Source organism: Mesobacillus persicus (assembly GCF_900109925.1).
Classification (GTDB): Bacteria; Bacillota; Bacilli; order Bacillales; family Cytobacillaceae; genus Mesobacillus_B; species Mesobacillus_B persicus.
This window is the reverse complement of the sequence record NZ_FOBW01000013.1, coordinates 136515-154223: the sequence shown is the minus strand read 5'-3', so window position 1 is coordinate 154223 and position 17709 is coordinate 136515. Positions and strand designations below refer to the sequence as shown.

The window sequence follows — 17709 nt, the reverse complement described above, 5'->3', positions numbered from 1 at the left end:
CGTGCCATGGTCACCGACTCCGAGGAAGTTGTTATTCTCTCGCCATTTACGAGAATAACAATATTGCCTTCTACACTCCTGAGTGCATCGGCCTTCCCAACTAACGCGAAATTTCGAAGCTCAATCCCTTCAACCTAACGGCTTACGGCCCATTACCTAGCTGTCTACGCTTAAAAGCAGAGTGTTACCACCTGCCCTCCAAGACTCGCTACGAGTGAATGGCTAATTCTTTCTCGACGGGAATCCCACCCGCTATATATTACGACCTATGCTCGGTCGCTCCAGGAGTCTTCGTGCCTTCCACTCCAATCAACAATAGGTAAAATCAGTAATGTTCTTTAACACAGCTAAAAAAGATGTTGCCGTGGATCTGGTTCAGGCAAATAGTGACAATCTCTTTTACTGTATAAACCTTTTCACTTCCAGTTCGGGTAACTTGAATACCATCGGCGGGAACTAAAGGTGTTTACTAATAACCAGCCTCTGAATCTCGCTTGTTCCTTCATAGATTTCGGTTACTTTGGCGTCACGGAAGTAGCGTTCGACTGGGTAGTCTTCTGTGTAGCCGTAGCCTCCAAAGACTTGGATGGCTTCGGTTGTGACGTCTACTGCGGTTTTCGAGGCGAATAGTTTTGCCATCGATGCTTCTTTGCCACATTTTTCACCCTGCTGGCGGAGATGGGCGGCCCGATAGATTAGTAGTTTCGCTGCCTCAACAGCTGTACCCATATCCGCGAGTTTAAAGCCGACTCCTTGCTGAGAAGCAATTGGTTTCCCAAACTGACGGCGCTCTTTCGCGTAATCAACCGCCGCGTCCAAAGCAGCTTCGGCAATACCGAGCGCTTGAGCGGCAATCCCAATCCGTCCTACATCCAGATTACCAAGGGCAATTTTCAATCCTTGGCCTTCTTCCCCAAGCAGGTTTTCTCCTGGAACTTTCATATCCTCAAATGTAAGCTGAACGGTTCTGGAGCCATGAAGCCCCATTTTCTGTTCATCCTTGCCAATCACCAACCCTGGGGTATTTTTATCGACAATAAAAGCGGAAATCCCTTTTGAGCCTAGATCCGGATTGGTTGATGCAAACACAATATACGTATCAGCTTCCCCGCCATTGGTGATAAACACCTTTGACCCGTTGAGAATGTAATCATCCCCCGATTTAATCGCACGCGTTTTAAGACTGGCTGCATCTGACCCTGCACTTGGTTCTGTGAGGCAGAACGCGCCAAGATATTCACCAGAAGCCAGCTTCGGCACATATTTCTGCTTTTGCGCATCATTTCCATAGTATAGAATCGGATTGGTCCCGACAGATGTATGAACAGATAAAATCACGCCAACAGTCGCACTTACCTTTGACAGCTCATGGATGGCGATGATATAGGAGGTGAAATCCATGCCGGAACCGCCATACTGCTCAGGGATGGGAATGCCCATTAAGCCAAGCTCGCCCATTTTCTTGAGGATGTCCCGTGGGAATTCTCCGCCCTCCATCTTTTCGACAAACGGAGCCACTTCCTTTTCGGCAAAGTCGCGGACCATTCTGCGCATCATTTCTTGTTCTTCAGTAAACCTTAAGTTCATTCTGAGTACCTCCCTGAAGGAGCGTTATTTTTTATTCGTACACATAAAAACCGCGACCGGATTTCTTCCCGAGCCAGCCAGCCTTCACGTATTTACGTAGCAATGGGCATGGGCGATATTTCGGGTCACCGAAGCCTTCATATAAGGTTTCCATGATATAGAGGCAAGTATCAAGTCCGATAAAATCAGCCAAAGTCAATGGTCCCATTGGATGGTTCATGCCAAGCTTCATGACTGAATCGATGTCTTCCTTAGAAGCAACACCCTCATACAAGGTGTAGATTGCCTCATTAATCATCGGCATTAAGATACGGTTCGCGACGAATCCTGGAAAGTCATTTACTTCGACTGGTACTTTGCCAATCTTTTCCGTGATGTCTTCAATGGTTTGATAGACTTCGTCTGCCGTTGCCAGGCCGCGGATGATTTCGACCAACTTCATGACTGGCACAGGATTCATAAAGTGCATTCCGATTACTTTTTCCGGACGGTTTGTTGCCGCTGCGATTTCTGTAATTGGAAGCGACGAAGTATTTGAGGCTAAAATTGTGTGCTCAGGAGCAATCTCATCAAGCTGAGCAAAAATCTTTGTTTTAATGTCCATGTTTTCAACGGCTGCTTCAATGACAAGGTCAACTGACTTCGCATCCTGAAGGTCGTTTGAAGCCGTAATTCTGCCAAGGACCTTATCCAATTCCTCCGCTGTCATCTTCCCTTTATCCACTTGACGAGATAGGTTTTTCTTAATGACACCTAGCCCACGTTCCACAAATTCCGCCTTGAGGTCATTCAATGTCACCTCGTATCCAGCCTGTGCGCAAACCTGCGCAATCCCCGAACCCATTTGTCCGGCACCAATGACCATGATCCGTTCCATCTCTTTTTCCTCCTTTTAAAGTACAGACTTTTTACTTAACCTCAATCATCACCGCATCACCTTGACCGCCACCAGAGCAGATCGCTGCGATACCAATTCCGCCACCACGGCGCTTAAGTTCGTTCATTAGGGTTAAAATAATTCTTGTTCCGCTCGCCCCGATTGGGTGACCTAATGCAACGGCCCCACCATTGACATTGACTTTATCCGGATCGACTCCAGCAATTTGTCCACTGGCTAATACGACTGCAGCAAAGGCTTCGTTAATTTCGAATAAATTGATTTCCTCGATGGACTTGCCTGATTTCTTTAATAACTCATTAATAACGATTCCAGGTGTTTTCGGGAAATCTTTCGCTTCAGTGGCCACAGCGGCATGTGCAAGAATGACCGCCTCCGCTTTTCTGCCTTCCCGAGCCGCCCGTTCCTCGCTCATCAGCACAAGGGCAGCTGCTCCATCATTGACTCCCGGCGCATTACCCGCTGTAATCGTGCCATCATGGTTAAACACTGGTTTTAACTTGCTAAGTCCTTCAATTGAAGTGTCTTGACGAGGGGCTTCGTCTTTATCGACGACCACTGGATTCCCGCGTCGTTGCGGAACTTCAACCGCAACAATTTCCTCAGCGAAACGCCCTGACTCAATGGCTTCAAGTGCTTTTTGATGACTTCTTAATGCCCATTGGTCCTGATCTTCACGGCTAATCTCCATCTCTGACGCCACACCATTGCCGTATGTTCCCATATGAACACCAGTAAATGAGCAAGTCAGTCCATCATGAATCATTAAATCCTTCACCTGAGCATCGCCCATCCGCAACCCCCAACGCGCCTTCGGTAAAATATATGGAGCATTGCTCATCGACTCCATGCCACCGGCGACAATGACTTCTTCCTCACCTGCGCGAATCAACAGGTCAGCTAAGGTGACACTTCGCATTCCAGAGGCACAAACCTTATTTACAAGCTCGGTTTTGACTTCCCACGGAATTCCCGCATGTCTTGCAGCTTGACGGGATGGTAGTTGGCCCTGTCCTCCTTGGAGAACGTTGCCGAGAATGACTTCGCCTACTTCAGCAGCATCCAACCCAGCACGGTTCAGTGCTTCTTTGATTGCAAAACCACCCAACTCAGAAGCTGTGAAGCTACTTAAACTTCCACCTAATTTTCCAAACGGAGTTCTTGCTCCAGATAAAATCACCGTTTTTCCCATTTCCCATCGCCCCTTTTTTAAAATTACCATCAACGTTTAATGTCCTTTAACAAAGCACAAAGCAAATACTTTATTTAAAATAATCCAAAAATAAAATCGGCACCGACTGAACGCTCGCTCGAGTTTTCGCCATGCTTAATGATGTTATATATGTAAGCGCTTAATCCAACTGTTGTAAAAAAACAAAAACCTATACAATTTTATGAGATTCAGCGGCGAAACATTCCACCGCTGAATCAAAGCTGTACAGGTCTGTGATGATCTTCTTGCAATCTAGTAGTCTATCTTTATGAAACAAGCTGTTTTTCTTCACCAAACACAGACTTCTCTAGAAGCTCAGCAACATCGTACGTTCCAACTGTTTCTTCGACTTCTTTTGCCTTCGTACCATCTGACAACATCGTCAAGCAGTAAGGACATCCAGATGAAATGACGGTTGGATTCACCGCAAGTGCCTGTTCTGTACGAGTAACGTTGATGCGGTTGCCTGTTTCTTCTTCCATCCACATCAAGCCTCCACCAGCTCCACAGCACATTGCGTCTTCACGATTACGCTCAATTTCCTTCAGGTTAACCCCAGGAATAGCCTTCATGATGTCACGAGGCGCATCGTACACTTCGTTGTAGCGACCAAGGTAACAGGAGTCATGGAAAGCAATCGTTTCTTCAACAGAATGCTTCGGTACAAGCTTCCCTTCTTTTACAAGATCAGCTAATAGCTCCGTGTGGTGATATACTTCTGCTTCGAAACCGAAGTCAGGATACTCATTTTTAAAGATATTGTATGCGTGCGGGTCAATCGTAACGATTTTCTTAACTTCGTTCTTCTCGAATTCCGCAATATTGTTAGTAGCTAGCTCTTGGAATAGGAACTCATTTCCAAGACGTCTTGGCGTGTCGCCTGAATTCTTTTCTTTGTTTCCTAAAATTGCAAACTTAACGCCTGCTTCATTTAGAAGCTTCGCAAAGCTAAGTGCGATCTTCTGGCTGCGGTTATCGAATGCACCCATCGAACCAACCCAGAATAAGTACTCGAATTCTTCGCCGGATTTTTTCATTTCTTTTACCGTAGGAACGACAACATCGTCGCGAAGGTCGCGCCAGTTTTCCTTTTCCTTACGGTTTAAGCCCCATGGATTTCCTTGACGTTCAATATTCGTCATCGCACGTTGTGCATCGGCATCCATTTTTCCTTCTGTTAAAACAAGGTAACGACGAAGGTCAATAATTTTATCAACATGCTCGTTCATAACTGGACATTGATCTTCACAGTTACGGCAAGTTGTACAGGCCCAAATTTCTTCCTCAGTAATAACATCACCGATTAAGCTCGGGCTATAAGCAAGGCTCGCTGCTGCTTCTTCTGCACCGGCTCCAGTTCCTGCAAGTGCAAGTTGGTTGCCTGTTGTATTTCCAAACGCAAATGTTGGTACCCATGGCTGCTTCGAAGTAACCGCCGCACCGTGGTTAGTTAAATGATCACGCATTTTTAGGATTAAATCCATTGGTGATAGCATTTTACCTGTACCTGTTGCCGGACACATATTCGTACATCGTCCACATTCTACACAAGCGTAAAAGTCAATCATCTGTTCCTGAGTGAAATCAGTGATTTTTCCTACCCCAAAGCTCTCTTGTGTTTCATCTTCAAAGTCAATTTTACTTGGCTTAGCTGCAGGACCTACACGTGTAAGATAAACGTTTGCTGGTCCAGCAATCAAGTGCGCGTGCTTACCTTGTGGAACATACACTAGGAAAGTTAATAAGAACAGTAAGTGAACCCACCATGCAACGTAGAAAATGGTAATTGCCCCGGCTTCAGGAAGCCATGCGAAGGCAGCCGCAATCAGCGATGCCACTGGTTCTGTCCATGTTCCTGGATGGTCATGCCAGATTAAGCTCATTCCATTCCCTAGTAGAACAGATAGCATTAAGCCACCGATAAAAATAAGAACAAGTCCATTTTTAATGCCGCGCTTTAAGCGAACTAGTTGTTCAATATAACGGCGATAGTACGCCCATACAACCGCGACGAGAATCGTTAAAGTTACAATTTCTTGGAAGAAAGTGAATCCAGGGTAAAGCGGTCCAAGTGGTAAGTGAGAACCTGGAACAAGACCTTTCCAGATAAAATCAATTGCCCCAAATTGAACTAAAATAAAGCCATAGAAGAACATGACGTGGATTGCTCCACTTTTCTTATCCTTCATTAATTTCTTTTGGCCAAATACCATGACCCAAATCCGGTTCCAGCGTTCTTTCACATTGTCATTAAACTCGGATTTCTTCCCTAGCTTAATATACTCAATCCTTGTCCTGACCACGTATACAAACAAACTCACCGCGTAAGCGATTACAAATAAAGTTGCGATCAGGTTAATCCATAAAAGTCCGTTCATGATTACACTTCCCCTTTCATTGAAGTTCGTGAAGAAAATTTCAAAACAATAAAATTTTCTGACTATACCTGTACTTCCATTATAATATGAATGAGCGTTCAGTCAACGATTTTTCACAAAAAATTTCCTTGTGTTTTAAATCACTAAATGCATCATATATATAATAATTTCGGTAACACTAAATAAAACTCGCTATCACTTTAGCGAAAAAATTACATAAAGGAGCCGGATTGCTGTGGAGATTGCATTATGGATAATTGTCATTTTACTTGGAATTACCCTGCTGCTGGCGCTGGACTTTACCATCGGGAGAAAAAAGCATTTAGCTAAGATCAACAAACAAATTTTCCCCGAAAGAAATAGCCAGCTGGACATCTTCACAACTGGACCCGACTTGTTTGAAGATTACTTCGCCGAGTTAAAGCGCGCGAAAAAGCATATTCATGTTCTCTTTTATATAGTGAAAGACGATAAAATCAGCAAAGAATTCCTCTCGATTTTAATGGACAAGGCTAAGGAAGGGTTAGAGGTTCGCCTGCTCGTGGATTGGGTCGGAGGAACGATTTCCCGAAAGTCAAAACAGGACTTAAAGACAGCTGGTGTCGAGTTCGTTCAAAGCCAGACACCGAAGTTCCCCTTCTTGTTTTATTCATCACAGGTAAGAAATCACCGGAAAATCACTGTGATTGATGGAAAGATTGGCTACACCGGTGGATTTAATATTGGCAAAGAGTATATTAATTTAGATAAAAAATTATCCCCATGGCGGGATTATCATTTAAAGGTGACTGGAGAAGGAGTCCAAGATCTCCAGAAGGAATTCCTTTTAGATTGGCAGAGAGCGGCGAAGGTTAACCTTTTGCAAAAGAGGGTTTATTTTCCTACCACACTGGGAAAAGGTCCGGTTCTCCACCAATTTATCCCGTCTGAAGGCAATCTACTTGAAGACACCTTATTTGATTTAATTAGCAAAGCGGATAAATCGATTATGATTGGGACCCCTTATTTTATCCCAAGCCAAAAGATCTTTAATCAATTGCTAAAAGCGATTGACCGTGGTGTCTCCCTCACCCTTCTTGTACCATTCACGGCCGACCATGCATTAGTAAAAGAGGCCTCTTTCACGTATTTACGACAGTTGCTGAAACGAGACGGAAATGTGGAAATTCATCAATATAAAAAGGGATTTTATCATGCGAAAGTCCTTGTGATTGATGACAAACTATGTGATCTAGGGACAGCAAACTTTGATAAACGGAGCATGTTTCTTAACTTTGAATTGAATTGCTTAATCTACAATCAGGAATTTATTCAGCGTGTCAAAGCAATTTTATATAATGATCTATTGGAATCTGAACAAGTTCATCTTGACGACTTAAATGGGTTCAACCCTTTTCGAAGTCTTAAAGAGAGAGCGGCACAGACGGTGTCCTACTTTCTCTAGGAAAGGAGATCGAGATGATTATACGTTTCGGCTATGTCTCGACTGCTATATCTCTTTGGGAGGCCTCTCCATCGCGAACGCTCACTTTTACTCGCTATAGTAAAATGACGGAAGACGAGCGGATGGACAAGTTAAAGTCTCTTACCTATCAAAATTTATTAAGCACAGAAAGAATGGTGCATTACAATATCGCCCATGAAATTGCCTTGTATCGGTTTTCTAGCTCAATTGCCCCACTCGCGACCCATCCAGAGGTTCTTTGGGACTTTGTCTCTCCTTTCGCAGATAAGTGGCAAGAGATTGGCCGACTCGTGAAAGCAAAGGGATTGCGGACAAGCTTTCATCCAAATCAGTTTACTTTGTTTACCTCCCCGCGCCCAGAAGTGTCGGACAACGCGGTAATTGATATGGAGTACCATTACCGTATGCTTGAGGCGATGGGACTTGAAAATGAGGGCGTCATCAATATTCATATCGGTGGCGCCTATGGGAATAAAGAGGAAACCATTGTTCGTTTTCATGAAAATTTGCGCAAACTGCCGCTTCACATTAAAAATCGAATGACCTTGGAGAATGATGACAAGACCTACAATGGTGATGAAACTTTGAGCGTCTGTCAGAAAGAAGATGTTCCGCTAGTTTTTGATTATCATCATCATATGGCGAACCTTGGCACGATGGCATTGGAAGAGCTCCTTCCTGCCGGCTTTGCCACTTGGGACCGGATTGGTATTCGTCCCAAAATCCATATCTCTTCGCCCAAATCTGAAAAAATGTATCGCGCACATGCCGACCATGTCGACCCTGAATTTATTAAGCCACTGATTAGCGTTTTGCGCGGGATTGGGCAAGATGTTGATTTCATGATTGAAGCAAAGCGAAAAGACCAAGCTGCCTTAGCCTTGGTCGAGGATTTAAGTAAAATTCGTGGGGTCAAACGGATTGGCGGGGCGACGTTGGAGTGGAAATAAGGTAAACAGGGGGAATTTTGTGGTTTCCCCTGGGTTAACCCATTTACCCCATACCGTATTTAAAAAAAACACCTACCTCAATGTTCCCTTTTGTAATCGAAAACTACAAAAAAACGAGGTTTCATCCAAAAACCTAATGACTTTTACTAGTAAAGGACTTTTTGGGAGGGTATTTTTAGCCTGAATTGATCGTTGAACTTAAATTTTGAAGTGAAATCGTCCAATAATACCCCCACCGAAGACTGTTTTTGCTAGTAACCGTAATTTTATTCCCTATTATGAGCATTATATTCCCGGTTTTGGACAGTTTATTCCCTGTACAGGGAATAAATACTAGATGGGGTATCGACCACTCCACCCTTACAGACAAAAAAACCTCCCCGCACAAATTGGCGAGAAGGCCTTTACACTACTTTACATTTTCTCCGGAGCAGAAACTCCAATCAGATCTAATGCGTTTTTCAACGTAATTTGAACCGACTTCACAAGTCCTAAACGTGCAGCTGTACGCTCTTTTTGCTCCATTTCCAACACTTTTTCCGCATTGTAGAAGCTATGGAACGTTGATGCTAGTTCAAAGATATAGTTTGTCACACGATGGGGCACGCGCTTTTGAGCCGCCTCAGCCACTGCTTGTGGGAATTCACCCAATTTCTTCAACAGGTCAACTTCTTTCTCAGCACCAACTAAGCTAAAGTCAGCACTAGTGTCGACCGCAAGGCCTTGTTCTTCCGCTTGGCGAAGAATTGAACAAATCCGTGCATGCGCATACTGTGCATAGTAAACTGGGTTATCGTTCGACTGTGACACTGCAAGGTCAAGGTCAAAGTCCATATGCGTATCAGAGCTTCTCATCGCGAAGAAGTAACGAGTGGCATCGAGTCCGACCTCATCAATCAAATCACGCATTGTAACAGCTTTCCCTGTACGCTTACTCATCTTCATTTTCTCGCCATTTTTATAAAGCTGTACCATCTGGATGATCTCAACTTCAAGTGTATCGCCTTCATAGCCAAGCGCTTGAATCGCCGCTCTCATCCGTGGGATATAGCCATGGTGGTCCGCTCCCCAGATATTAATCAACTTTTCAAATCCACGTTTCAGCTTATCCTGATGGTAAGCAATATCCGGCAACAAGTACGTAAATGAGCCATCTTGTTTAATTAACACGCGGTCTTTGTCATCGCCAAAGGTCGTTGAGCGGAACCAAGTCGCTCCGTCCTCTTCATAGATATGGCCTTTTTCCTTCAACACTTCAAGAGCTACTTCAATCTTGCCGTTTTGGTATAGCGACGTTTCTGAGAACCACACATCAAAGCCGACACGGAATGCTTCAAGGTCCTTCTTTAATTTTTCAAGCTCATATTCTAAGCCATGCTTACGGAACGCGTCAAAGCGTTCTTCATCGCTCATTTTCGCAAATTTATCGCCGTGCTCTTCTGCTAGATTCTTCCCGATGCCAATGATGTCCGCTCCATGGTAGCCGTCCTCTGGCATTTCACGCTCTTCACCAAGCGCTTGGAAATAACGTGCTTCCACCGATAATGCCAAGTTATTGATCTGATTTCCAGCGTCATTGATATAATATTCACGTGAAACATCATAGCCTGCCTTCGCAAGCACATTGCTTAATGAATCGCCAACAGCGGCACCACGGGCATGTCCAAGATGCAAATCACCTGTCGGATTTGCCGAAACAAACTCGACCTGAACCTTCTCGCCGTTACCGACGTTGGTCTCACCATAACGGTTACCAGCTTCTAGAATCGTCGCGATCAAATCCGTTAAGTAACTATTATTCATATAAAAATTAATAAATCCTGGTCCGGCAATTTCAATCTTTTCAATCGAAGCTTTGTTTTTATCAAAATGCTCGACAAGCTCTTCTGCAATCTTACGTGGTGGCTTTTTCGCCACACGAGCTAGCTGCATCGCCATATTCGTCGCATAATCTCCATGAGCCTTTTCCTTCGGCAGTTCAAGAACAGCATCCGGAATCTGCGCTTCCTCCGCTAGACCCGCTTTAATAACGGCTGCTTTAATTTCTTCTTTTAGCTTGATTTGAACTTGTTCAACAACGTTCATTCCGATACCTCCTCATATTCAATCTTCATCTCATATGTACCTGCTAAAGACCCTTGAATGGTAAGCTCATAAGCTACCTCGACCCGGCCTTCCGCTAACAAGATCCTCTTCGTATCTGCTTCCGTCATCATTAGACCGTGCGTTGTTTTTATGTTCCCAGAGGTTTTTTTATCCAGAATAAAATGAAGCCTCATATCCACTGCGCCTTTGCGAAGGATGAGTACCTCCCCTTCCTTCACCTTGACGGTTGTATGAGTGGTTCCTTCAGGCATGACCTCATCGTATTGAAGATACCTACTAGCTCCCTTTTCTGAATAGCGACCAAAGGCAGTTAGTTCGTACAGCTCTTTATTAATCATGTTTTTCACATGAACCTTTACAGGAATTGTTTCAACGGCATTAGAAGACACCGACCACACATCCTAACTTATCTTTCTATTATAACTTTCTAGTATAAATATTGTCTTATAAAAGCGCAAGAAAGTTCAAACGGAAAAAGAGCCGACCAAGCCAGTCAGCTCTCCTCTATTTTAGGCAAATATTGTTTACCTTAAACTACTTTACAAATCCAAGGAGCATCTCACGAATCAGTTTACTAGCCGTATTTGCTGTTTGCTCGGAATGATCATAAATCGGTGCCACTTCCACTAAATCAGCGCCAACGACATTGACCTCGGAACGAGCAATTTCATGGATAGAAGCTAGTAACTCTTTTGAGGTAATTCCGCCAGCATCAACCGTTCCCGTACCAGGTGCATGCGCTGGGTCAAGAACATCGATGTCAATCGTCACATACACGGGACGTCCAGCTAATTTTGGAAGAATCTCTTTTAATGGCTCAAGCACTTCAAACTTAGAAATATGCATGCCTACTTCTTTTGCCCAATCGAACTCTTCTTTCATTCCGGAACGAATTCCAAATGAAAATACATTTTCCGGTCCAATATGCTCGGCAATTTTACGGATTGGCGTCGAATGCGAGAGTGGCTCCCCTTCATAATCCTCACGCAAATCGGTGTGGGCATCCATATGGATAATCGCAAGGTCTTTATATTTTGCGGCAACAGCCTTCATTACCGGCCAAGAAACAAGATGCTCCCCACCCATACCAAGCGGGAATTTATCCTCAGCCATCAGCGTGCCAACATATTCTTCAATTAAATCAATGCTCTTTTGCGGATTGCCAAATGGCAAAGGAATGTCGCCCGCATCAAAGTACTTCACATCATGTAATTCACGATCAAGGTACGCGCTGTATTCTTCAAGACCAACGGAAACTTCGCGAATTCTAGCTGGACCGAAACGAGACCCAGGGCGGTAGCTAACCGTCCAATCCATTGGCATGCCGTATAGGACAGCCTTGCTTTCTTTAAAATCAGAGTTCGTCGCAATAAATACATTGCCCGAATAAGCTTCATCAAATCGCATGTTCAAATCCCTCTTTCTTTCTACTATATAAAAGGCCCTCTAAAAGAACCCTTATTCCTTATTTCAGTAAATCCCCGACAAACTTCGGTAGCACGAACGCCGCTTTATGAAGTTCTTTTGTGTAGTACTTTGTCTCGATTTCATGGAAACGATCTTCGCTTACTTCAAGCGGATCGTGTTTCTTTGAACCAATTGTAAACGCCCAAAGGCCGCTTGGGTAGGTTGGGATGTTAGCCACATAAAGACGTGTAATTGGGAAGATTTCTTTTACATCTTTTTGGACATTGCGGATGAGGTCTGCCTTAAACCATGGGTTGTCTGACTGAGCAACAAAGATGCCTTCCTCTTTTAATGCTTTTGAAATCCCCGCATAAAATCCCTTAGTAAACAGATTGACTGCCGGTCCAACAGGCTCGGTTGAGTCGACCATGATGACGTCATACTCGTTTTCGCTTTCCGCGATATGCATAAACCCGTCGCCAACTTGTACGTCAACCCGTGGGTCATCTAGTTTCCCAGCAATTTCAGGTAAAAATTTCTTGGAGTATTCGATGACTTTTCCGTCGATATCCACGAGCGTTGCCTTTTTCACTTGCGGATGCTTCAATACCTCACGAATCACTCCGCCATCGCCGCCGCCAACTACAAGAACGTTTTCCGGATTTGGATGTGTGAACAATGGAATATGTGCAACCATTTCGTGATAAACGAATTCATCTTTAACGGATGTCATGACCATGTCGTCAAGCAGAAGCATATTGCCCCATTCTTCTGTTTCTACCATATCTAACTTTTGAAAATCGGTTTGCTCTGTATGTAATGTACGGTTCACCTTCATCGTAATCCCGAAATGATCTGTTTGCTTTTCTGTAAACCAAAGACCCATTTGAAACCCTTCCTTTCGGTAAAAATAAGCATTGTTTGACAATAATTCTTATATTTCCCCAAGAAGTGATTTCAAAACACAACATTTTTTATGTACAACAGAAAAATTATAGAGCAAAGTTTGATAATAGGAAAGAATAAATTACTATGAATTGTTTCTTTCTTAAAATAGATAAAGGCAACTGTTCAACAAAGTTGTTGATTTCCGCTCCAGGCACTCGCTTTCCGCGGGCGTGCCGGGGAGCCTCCTCGGCGCTTCCAGCGCCTGCGGGGTCTCCCCTGCCCCGTACTCCCGCAGGAGTCGAGTGCCTTCCGCTCCAATCAACATTCGGAGAAAATAACATTACCCTTTAACACAACCTAACAAAAGGAAACATCCTCTACTTATTGGCCTTCATTTTCAAACACCGACACCAACTTTCCTAATTAAATAAAAATCCATCACCAGGGGTTTAAACTGTCTTAAATTTTTCCATAATGGTTAATAGTTTTGATTTTAGGGGGTGCATGTGTTGGAGATTATGACGGATCAGCGGTTTCGTAAGACGGCTAAGGTTTTTAGGGCTGCTCTGTTTATTGGCATGATTTGTGCGGCCTTATTTTTTCTTGTTTATTTTTCAATTATTGGCTATGCCAAGATCCTTGGCCCACCACCACTTGCTGTGCCCCAATCGACTCTTTATATGGCAGATGACGGGAGCGTTATTGGTGAAAGTAACAGTGGCCAGAAGCGATATTGGGTGCCGCTTAAGGATATTTCGCCTGACCTTGTGAAAGCGACGATATCCATTGAGGATCGTAATTTCTATGCGCACAACGGATTTGATTATAAGCGAATTGCTGGTGCGATTATCGCTGATATAAAAGCAATGGCAAAAGTGCAGGGAGCGAGTACGATTACTCAGCAATATGCCAGAAACCTTTATCTCGAGCATGAAAAGACATGGAAGCGAAAGCTAACTGAAGCCTTTTATACGCTTAGGCTTGAAATGAACTATTCGAAAAATGAAATTCTTGAAGGCTATTTAAATACAATCTATTACGGGAGCGGCGCCTATGGTGTCCAGGCTGCTAGTCAATTTTATTTTGGTAAAGATGCTCGTGACCTAACCCTAGCCGAAGCGTCGATGCTTGCTGGTGTGCCTAAGGGGCCAAGTATCTACTCCCCACTAGCGAATGAGAAGAAAGCCAACGACCGACAGGCAGTCGTTTTACGGTCAATGGAAATAAAGGAGTATATCAGTCGGGCGGAGGCGGATGAAGCAGCTGAGGCACCATTAAAGCTAGTCGGTAAACACCAACGAGACTCCGTTGGGCAGGCCCCCTATTTTCAGGATGCTGTTCAAAAAGAATTAAAGTATACGCTGAAGCTCGATGATCGAACGATTGCTTTAGGTGGGTTAAAAGTATATACCACTGTGAATCTAGAACAGCAACAACTTGCCGAAGAGATGGTTGCAAAACATATTTCAGAGGACTCAGAGATTCAAGCAGGTTTTGTTGCGATGGATCCTCGAACTGGACATGTAAAGGCCATGGTCGGTGGAAGGAATTACGAGGAAAGTCCGTTTAATAGAGCGATGCAGGCGGTACGTCAACCTGGTTCTACCATGAAGCCGCTTTTATATTATGCTGCTCTTGAAAATGGTTTCACCCCTTCGACGACGATGAAAAGTGAGCTGACCACGTTCCGGTTTGATGACGGCAGTTCAGAGTATACGCCACATAATTTTAATAATAAATATGCCGAAGACGAAATCACGATGGCTCAAGCGTTAGCGTTGTCCGATAATGTCTATGCCGTCAAAACCCATCTGTTTTTAGGGGAAGAAATGCTAGTTGACACAGCGAAAAGGTTTGGTTTGTCAACCAATATGGCCCAGGTGCCATCTCTTGCCCTCGGGACTTCTGGTGTACGAGTGCTTGAAATGGCTTCTGCCTACAGCCTGTTCGCGAATGGCGGGCAATACGTTGAACCTGTACTCATTGAACGGGTTGAAAGCCATGATGGGACTGTGCTGTTTGAAGCTGAAGAAAGTGGAAAACAAATTTTGAAACCTGAGCTTGCATCGGTCATGAACCATATGTTAACTGGGATGTTTGATCCAAAGCTTAATGGCTATTCATCTGTCACCGGCATTACTATGGTGGATGAAATGAGCCGGCCCTATGCTGGAAAATCTGGTTCCACGAATACAGACAGTTGGATGATTGGGTACACCCCGCAACTTGTCACCGCTGTTTGGACTGGCTATGACGTAGGAAAGCCCATCGTGAAATCAACAGAAAAAGTTTATAGTAAAAATGTCTGGTTTAATTTTATGGAAAAGGCGCTTGAAGATGAACCGGCTGCACCTTTTAAAACAGCTAAGGGAACAATTGGGGTATTCGTCAATCCTGAAAACGGGAAGATTGCCACGGCGAACTGTCCGGTTAAAAGACTGACCTATTTCAAAGATGGCACCGAGCCGCAGGAATACTGCACCGATCATCTTGATGCAGGTGAGGAACACCCGAAAAAGCCGGCCAAAGAACATGAGGAAAAGCCAGAGAAGAAACCTTGGTATAAGCGGATATTTAGCCTTTAAAAAGGGCTGTTTCGAATAAGTTCCATTAAGTCCTCTAGAGCAACAAAGTTATGAAAAAGCCTTTAAAAGGAAAACGCCCGAGCTTCAAATCGAAGCTCGGGCGTTTTCGTGTCCTAGTTAACGTGTGTGTCACGTTGACATTTAGTTTACAATGTCTTTTTCTTTAACGCAAGAAAGAAATTCCTTGAATCGACAACTTTTTATGCATTTAAGTCCTTTTTCAACTGTTCAGGTGACCGTTCCCACATGCCAGCGTCGTGGGTTTGCAAATAGTTGACGAGGATTTGCTTGGCTTTATCATCCATATGGTCGACAATGATGTGACGTTTGATTGATTTATCTAGACGATTCACATGCTCTGGTAAAGATTTATAGCCGCGGCGGATTTCGCGATTCACCGTCATATCACATGCCGTTACGCCTGCATAATATGGGCCTTCTTCTGAGCGGTCCATTGTAACCCAAACTAACCAATAAAGCTTAGCATCTGGAACTTCATCGCGGTTTGGCAAGAATTTAATTCCCTTTTCGACCACGCTGCGTGCATGCATCGCACCAACATCAACAGTTGCATCGCCTTCCTCAACATCAATGATCACAGGGGAAACATTATCCAACGTAAGACTCCCTTTTCCGAAGCCTTTGTGATTGTCCATCGGGTCCGATTTAATAATATTAAAGCCAATACTCTTCTTCTTTTTTTCTTCCATAAAAAATACCTCCTAGCTAAGAAACAATTTGAACGAAAAACTCCGTTATTCCACCTAATAAGAACGGGATGACCGTGTTAAACAACGGTGAGATTGTATACTGGTCAAGTGGCGTGATGACCAAAACTAAAAAGATGATAATCCCGTAATTTTCATACTGCGTGAGCTTTGCTCTAATGTTTGCCGGCGCTAAATCCTCAATGATTCGATACCCATCAAGCGGCGGAAATGGCAGCAAATTGAATACGAATAAAACCATATTCAAATAAACAAACACATTGATGAACTCAAGCCCTGCTTGTGGAATCATTGGGCCAAACCCTGCAGCAAGCAAACCATACCAAATGGCTAAAGCGATGATGACTAGTAAAAGATTACTGAGCGGCCCCGCAATTGATACCAACACGCCAGCAAGGCGAGGATTCTTAAAGAAGAACCGATTCACTGGCACAGGCCGTGCCCATCCAAATCCAGCGATGAAGATAAGAATCGTCCCGATTGGGTCTAGGTGCTTCATTGGATTCAAGGTTAGCCTTCCCTGCCTGGCAGCTGTGTGATCCCCAAACTTATAGGCGACAAATGCATGGGCAAACTCATGGAGCGTAAACGCAAAAACCAATGTAATCGCGACATAAATGAACTGATCTAATGAATACGCAAGACCCACATTGTTAACTCCTTTATTTTAGGTGGCCCTAATAGATGCTTCAAGTATACCTTATTTTTTTATAAAAATGAAAACACGACAGCTTGCACATTTCATGAAAATATGGAAAACTCAAAACAGGAATATTACTAGCATATATTGAAGGAGGACCCATCATGCCATTTGTCACTATCGAAATGTTACCTGGACGCACCGACGAACAGAAAAAAGCCCTCGTTGAAAAGGTCACTGAAGCGGTTAGCGAAACAACCGGTGCTTCAAAAGAAAAAGTTTATGTTTTTATCGAGGAATTAAGGAAAGATCATTACGCAGTGGGCGGAAAGCTGCTGAGTGAGGAATAGAGTGTTGTTTTTTAGATGAAAGCTGGCCATGTTGGTCAGCCTTTTTTGTTTTACTAGCGCATTAATGACGTTTTACAGCTGATTTCATTCAGCAAGATACAGACTTTAAGCTAACTAAATACCTAGCTTATCTATAAACAAAATTAAGATATTTGGGACCGTGAGAGTTCGCTCTTATCGGTTAGGGGATCAGGTTAGGCACTTTGACTTTGATTTGAAAAATAGAGGGAAAAACTCCCCTTAATTTATAATTGGCACTGAAATCTAGCCTAAATAGAGGGAGAGATTCCCCTTATTTGACTTGAAAACATAAAAATAGGTAATTTTTCTTTTGATAGCGGGAAAAACTCCCCTTATTTACCCCAAAACAGGCTATAATCTTCATTTAACGGTAAAACCTCCCTTTATTTTTTTTAGATTGAGATTGTCGCTTGGAATATGCATTGATGAATACGAGTTATTGATTGATTTTCAGAGAATATGCATTGATTATTGCAAGTTTGCATCGATTATT

General features: G+C 43.6%; 14 protein-coding genes. 4 read left to right on the top strand and 10 right to left on the bottom strand.

Annotation, left to right across the window (positions count from 1 at the left end):
• Positions 1-456: 456 nt before the first annotated feature.
• The 4 genes from BMX30_RS17300 to BMX30_RS17285 form a co-directional block, all read right to left on the bottom strand.
• Entirely contained in the window at positions 457-1587 is a 1131-nt protein-coding gene (locus BMX30_RS17300) for an acyl-CoA dehydrogenase (protein WP_090748615.1), read from the bottom strand.
• Between the two features lie 31 nt (positions 1588-1618).
• On the bottom strand, positions 1619-2464 hold the full coding sequence (locus BMX30_RS17295; protein ID WP_090748613.1) for a 3-hydroxybutyryl-CoA dehydrogenase: 846 nt from the start codon (positions 2462-2464) through the stop codon (positions 1619-1621).
• Between the two features lie 31 nt (positions 2465-2495).
• Complete coding sequence (locus tag BMX30_RS17290) at positions 2496-3677, bottom strand: acetyl-CoA C-acetyltransferase (protein WP_090748612.1); 1182 nt, start codon at positions 3675-3677, stop codon at positions 2496-2498.
• 287 nt (positions 3678-3964) lie between these two features.
• Positions 3965-6076, bottom strand: coding sequence for a (Fe-S)-binding protein (locus BMX30_RS17285; protein WP_090748610.1), 2112 nt, complete (start codon positions 6074-6076; stop codon positions 3965-3967).
• A gap of 235 nt (positions 6077-6311) precedes the next feature.
• Between BMX30_RS17285 and cls the strand changes: the two genes are divergently transcribed.
• Both cls and uvsE read left to right on the top strand, forming a co-directional pair.
• A complete protein-coding gene (cls, locus tag BMX30_RS17280; protein ID WP_342028082.1) occupies positions 6312-7520 on the top strand; it encodes a cardiolipin synthase in 1209 nt (402 codons plus the stop codon).
• 14 nt (positions 7521-7534) lie between these two features.
• Positions 7535-8491: a UV DNA damage repair endonuclease UvsE gene (gene uvsE, locus BMX30_RS17275; protein WP_090748608.1), complete on the top strand. Its 957-nt coding sequence runs from the start codon at positions 7535-7537 to the stop codon at positions 8489-8491.
• 414 nt (positions 8492-8905) lie between these two features.
• Here uvsE and argS read toward each other — a convergent pair whose 3' ends face one another.
• The 4 genes from argS to speE all read right to left on the bottom strand — a co-directional run bounded on the left by argS (position 8906) and on the right by speE (position 12890).
• Complete coding sequence (gene argS / locus BMX30_RS17270; RefSeq protein ID WP_090748606.1) at positions 8906-10576, bottom strand: arginine--tRNA ligase; 1671 nt, start codon at positions 10574-10576, stop codon at positions 8906-8908.
• Positions 10573-10986, bottom strand: a complete 414-nt coding sequence (locus tag BMX30_RS17265; RefSeq protein ID WP_244532644.1) for a YwiB family protein — start codon at positions 10984-10986, stop codon at positions 10573-10575. Before BMX30_RS17265 ends, argS begins: the two co-directional genes overlap by 4 nt.
• A 145-nt stretch (positions 10987-11131) precedes the next feature.
• The gene (gene speB / locus BMX30_RS17260) at positions 11132-12004 is read right to left on the bottom strand and encodes an agmatinase (RefSeq protein WP_090748604.1); all 873 of its coding nucleotides are present in this window, start codon (positions 12002-12004) and stop codon (positions 11132-11134) included.
• Positions 12005-12062: 58 nt separating this feature from the next.
• Positions 12063-12890: a spermidine synthase gene (gene speE / locus BMX30_RS17255; RefSeq protein ID WP_090748603.1), complete on the bottom strand. Its 828-nt coding sequence runs from the start codon at positions 12888-12890 to the stop codon at positions 12063-12065.
• Between the two features lie 511 nt (positions 12891-13401).
• Here speE and BMX30_RS17250 point away from each other — a divergent pair.
• A complete protein-coding gene (locus BMX30_RS17250; protein WP_090748601.1) occupies positions 13402-15477 on the top strand; it encodes a transglycosylase domain-containing protein in 2076 nt (691 codons plus the stop codon).
• A 200-nt stretch (positions 15478-15677) separates the two neighbouring features.
• On the opposite strand, the gene BMX30_RS17245 is transcribed toward BMX30_RS17250, so the two are convergent.
• Positions 15678-16187, bottom strand: coding sequence for a YwhD family protein (locus BMX30_RS17245; protein ID WP_090748599.1), 510 nt, complete (start codon positions 16185-16187; stop codon positions 15678-15680).
• A gap of 16 nt (positions 16188-16203) precedes the next feature.
• A complete protein-coding gene (locus tag BMX30_RS17240; protein WP_090748597.1) occupies positions 16204-16854 on the bottom strand; it encodes a site-2 protease family protein in 651 nt (216 codons plus the stop codon).
• 155 nt (positions 16855-17009) lie between these two features.
• Between BMX30_RS17240 and BMX30_RS17235 the strand changes: the two genes are divergently transcribed.
• Positions 17010-17195 (top strand): 2-hydroxymuconate tautomerase, encoded by a 186-nt coding sequence (locus BMX30_RS17235; RefSeq protein ID WP_090748595.1) that lies wholly within the window; start codon positions 17010-17012, stop codon positions 17193-17195.
• Positions 17196-17709: the final 514 nt, after the last annotated feature.

What these genes read in the sequence shown, in the direction of transcription:
- BMX30_RS17300 (WP_090748615.1), bottom strand. Translation starts at nt 1,587, where the DNA reads ATGAACTTAAGGTTTACTGAAGAACAAGAAATGATGCGCAGAATGGTC.
- BMX30_RS17295 (WP_090748613.1), bottom strand. Translation starts at nt 2,464, where the DNA reads ATGGAACGGATCATGGTCATTGGTGCCGGACAAATGGGTTCGGGGATT.
- BMX30_RS17290 (WP_090748612.1), bottom strand. Translation starts at nt 3,677, where the DNA reads ATGGGAAAAACGGTGATTTTATCTGGAGCAAGAACTCCGTTTGGAAAA.
- BMX30_RS17285 (WP_090748610.1), bottom strand. Translation starts at nt 6,076, where the DNA reads ATGAACGGACTTTTATGGATTAACCTGATCGCAACTTTATTTGTAATC.
- uvsE (WP_090748608.1), top strand. Translation starts at nt 7,535, where the DNA reads ATGATTATACGTTTCGGCTATGTCTCGACTGCTATATCTCTTTGGGAG.
- argS (WP_090748606.1), bottom strand. Translation starts at nt 10,576, where the DNA reads ATGAACGTTGTTGAACAAGTTCAAATCAAGCTAAAAGAAGAAATTAAA.
- speB (WP_090748604.1), bottom strand. Translation starts at nt 12,004, where the DNA reads ATGCGATTTGATGAAGCTTATTCGGGCAATGTATTTATTGCGACGAAC.
- speE (WP_090748603.1), bottom strand. Translation starts at nt 12,890, where the DNA reads ATGGGTCTTTGGTTTACAGAAAAGCAAACAGATCATTTCGGGATTACG.
- BMX30_RS17245 (WP_090748599.1), bottom strand. Translation starts at nt 16,187, where the DNA reads ATGGAAGAAAAAAAGAAGAAGAGTATTGGCTTTAATATTATTAAATCG.
- BMX30_RS17235 (WP_090748595.1), top strand. Translation starts at nt 17,010, where the DNA reads ATGCCATTTGTCACTATCGAAATGTTACCTGGACGCACCGACGAACAG.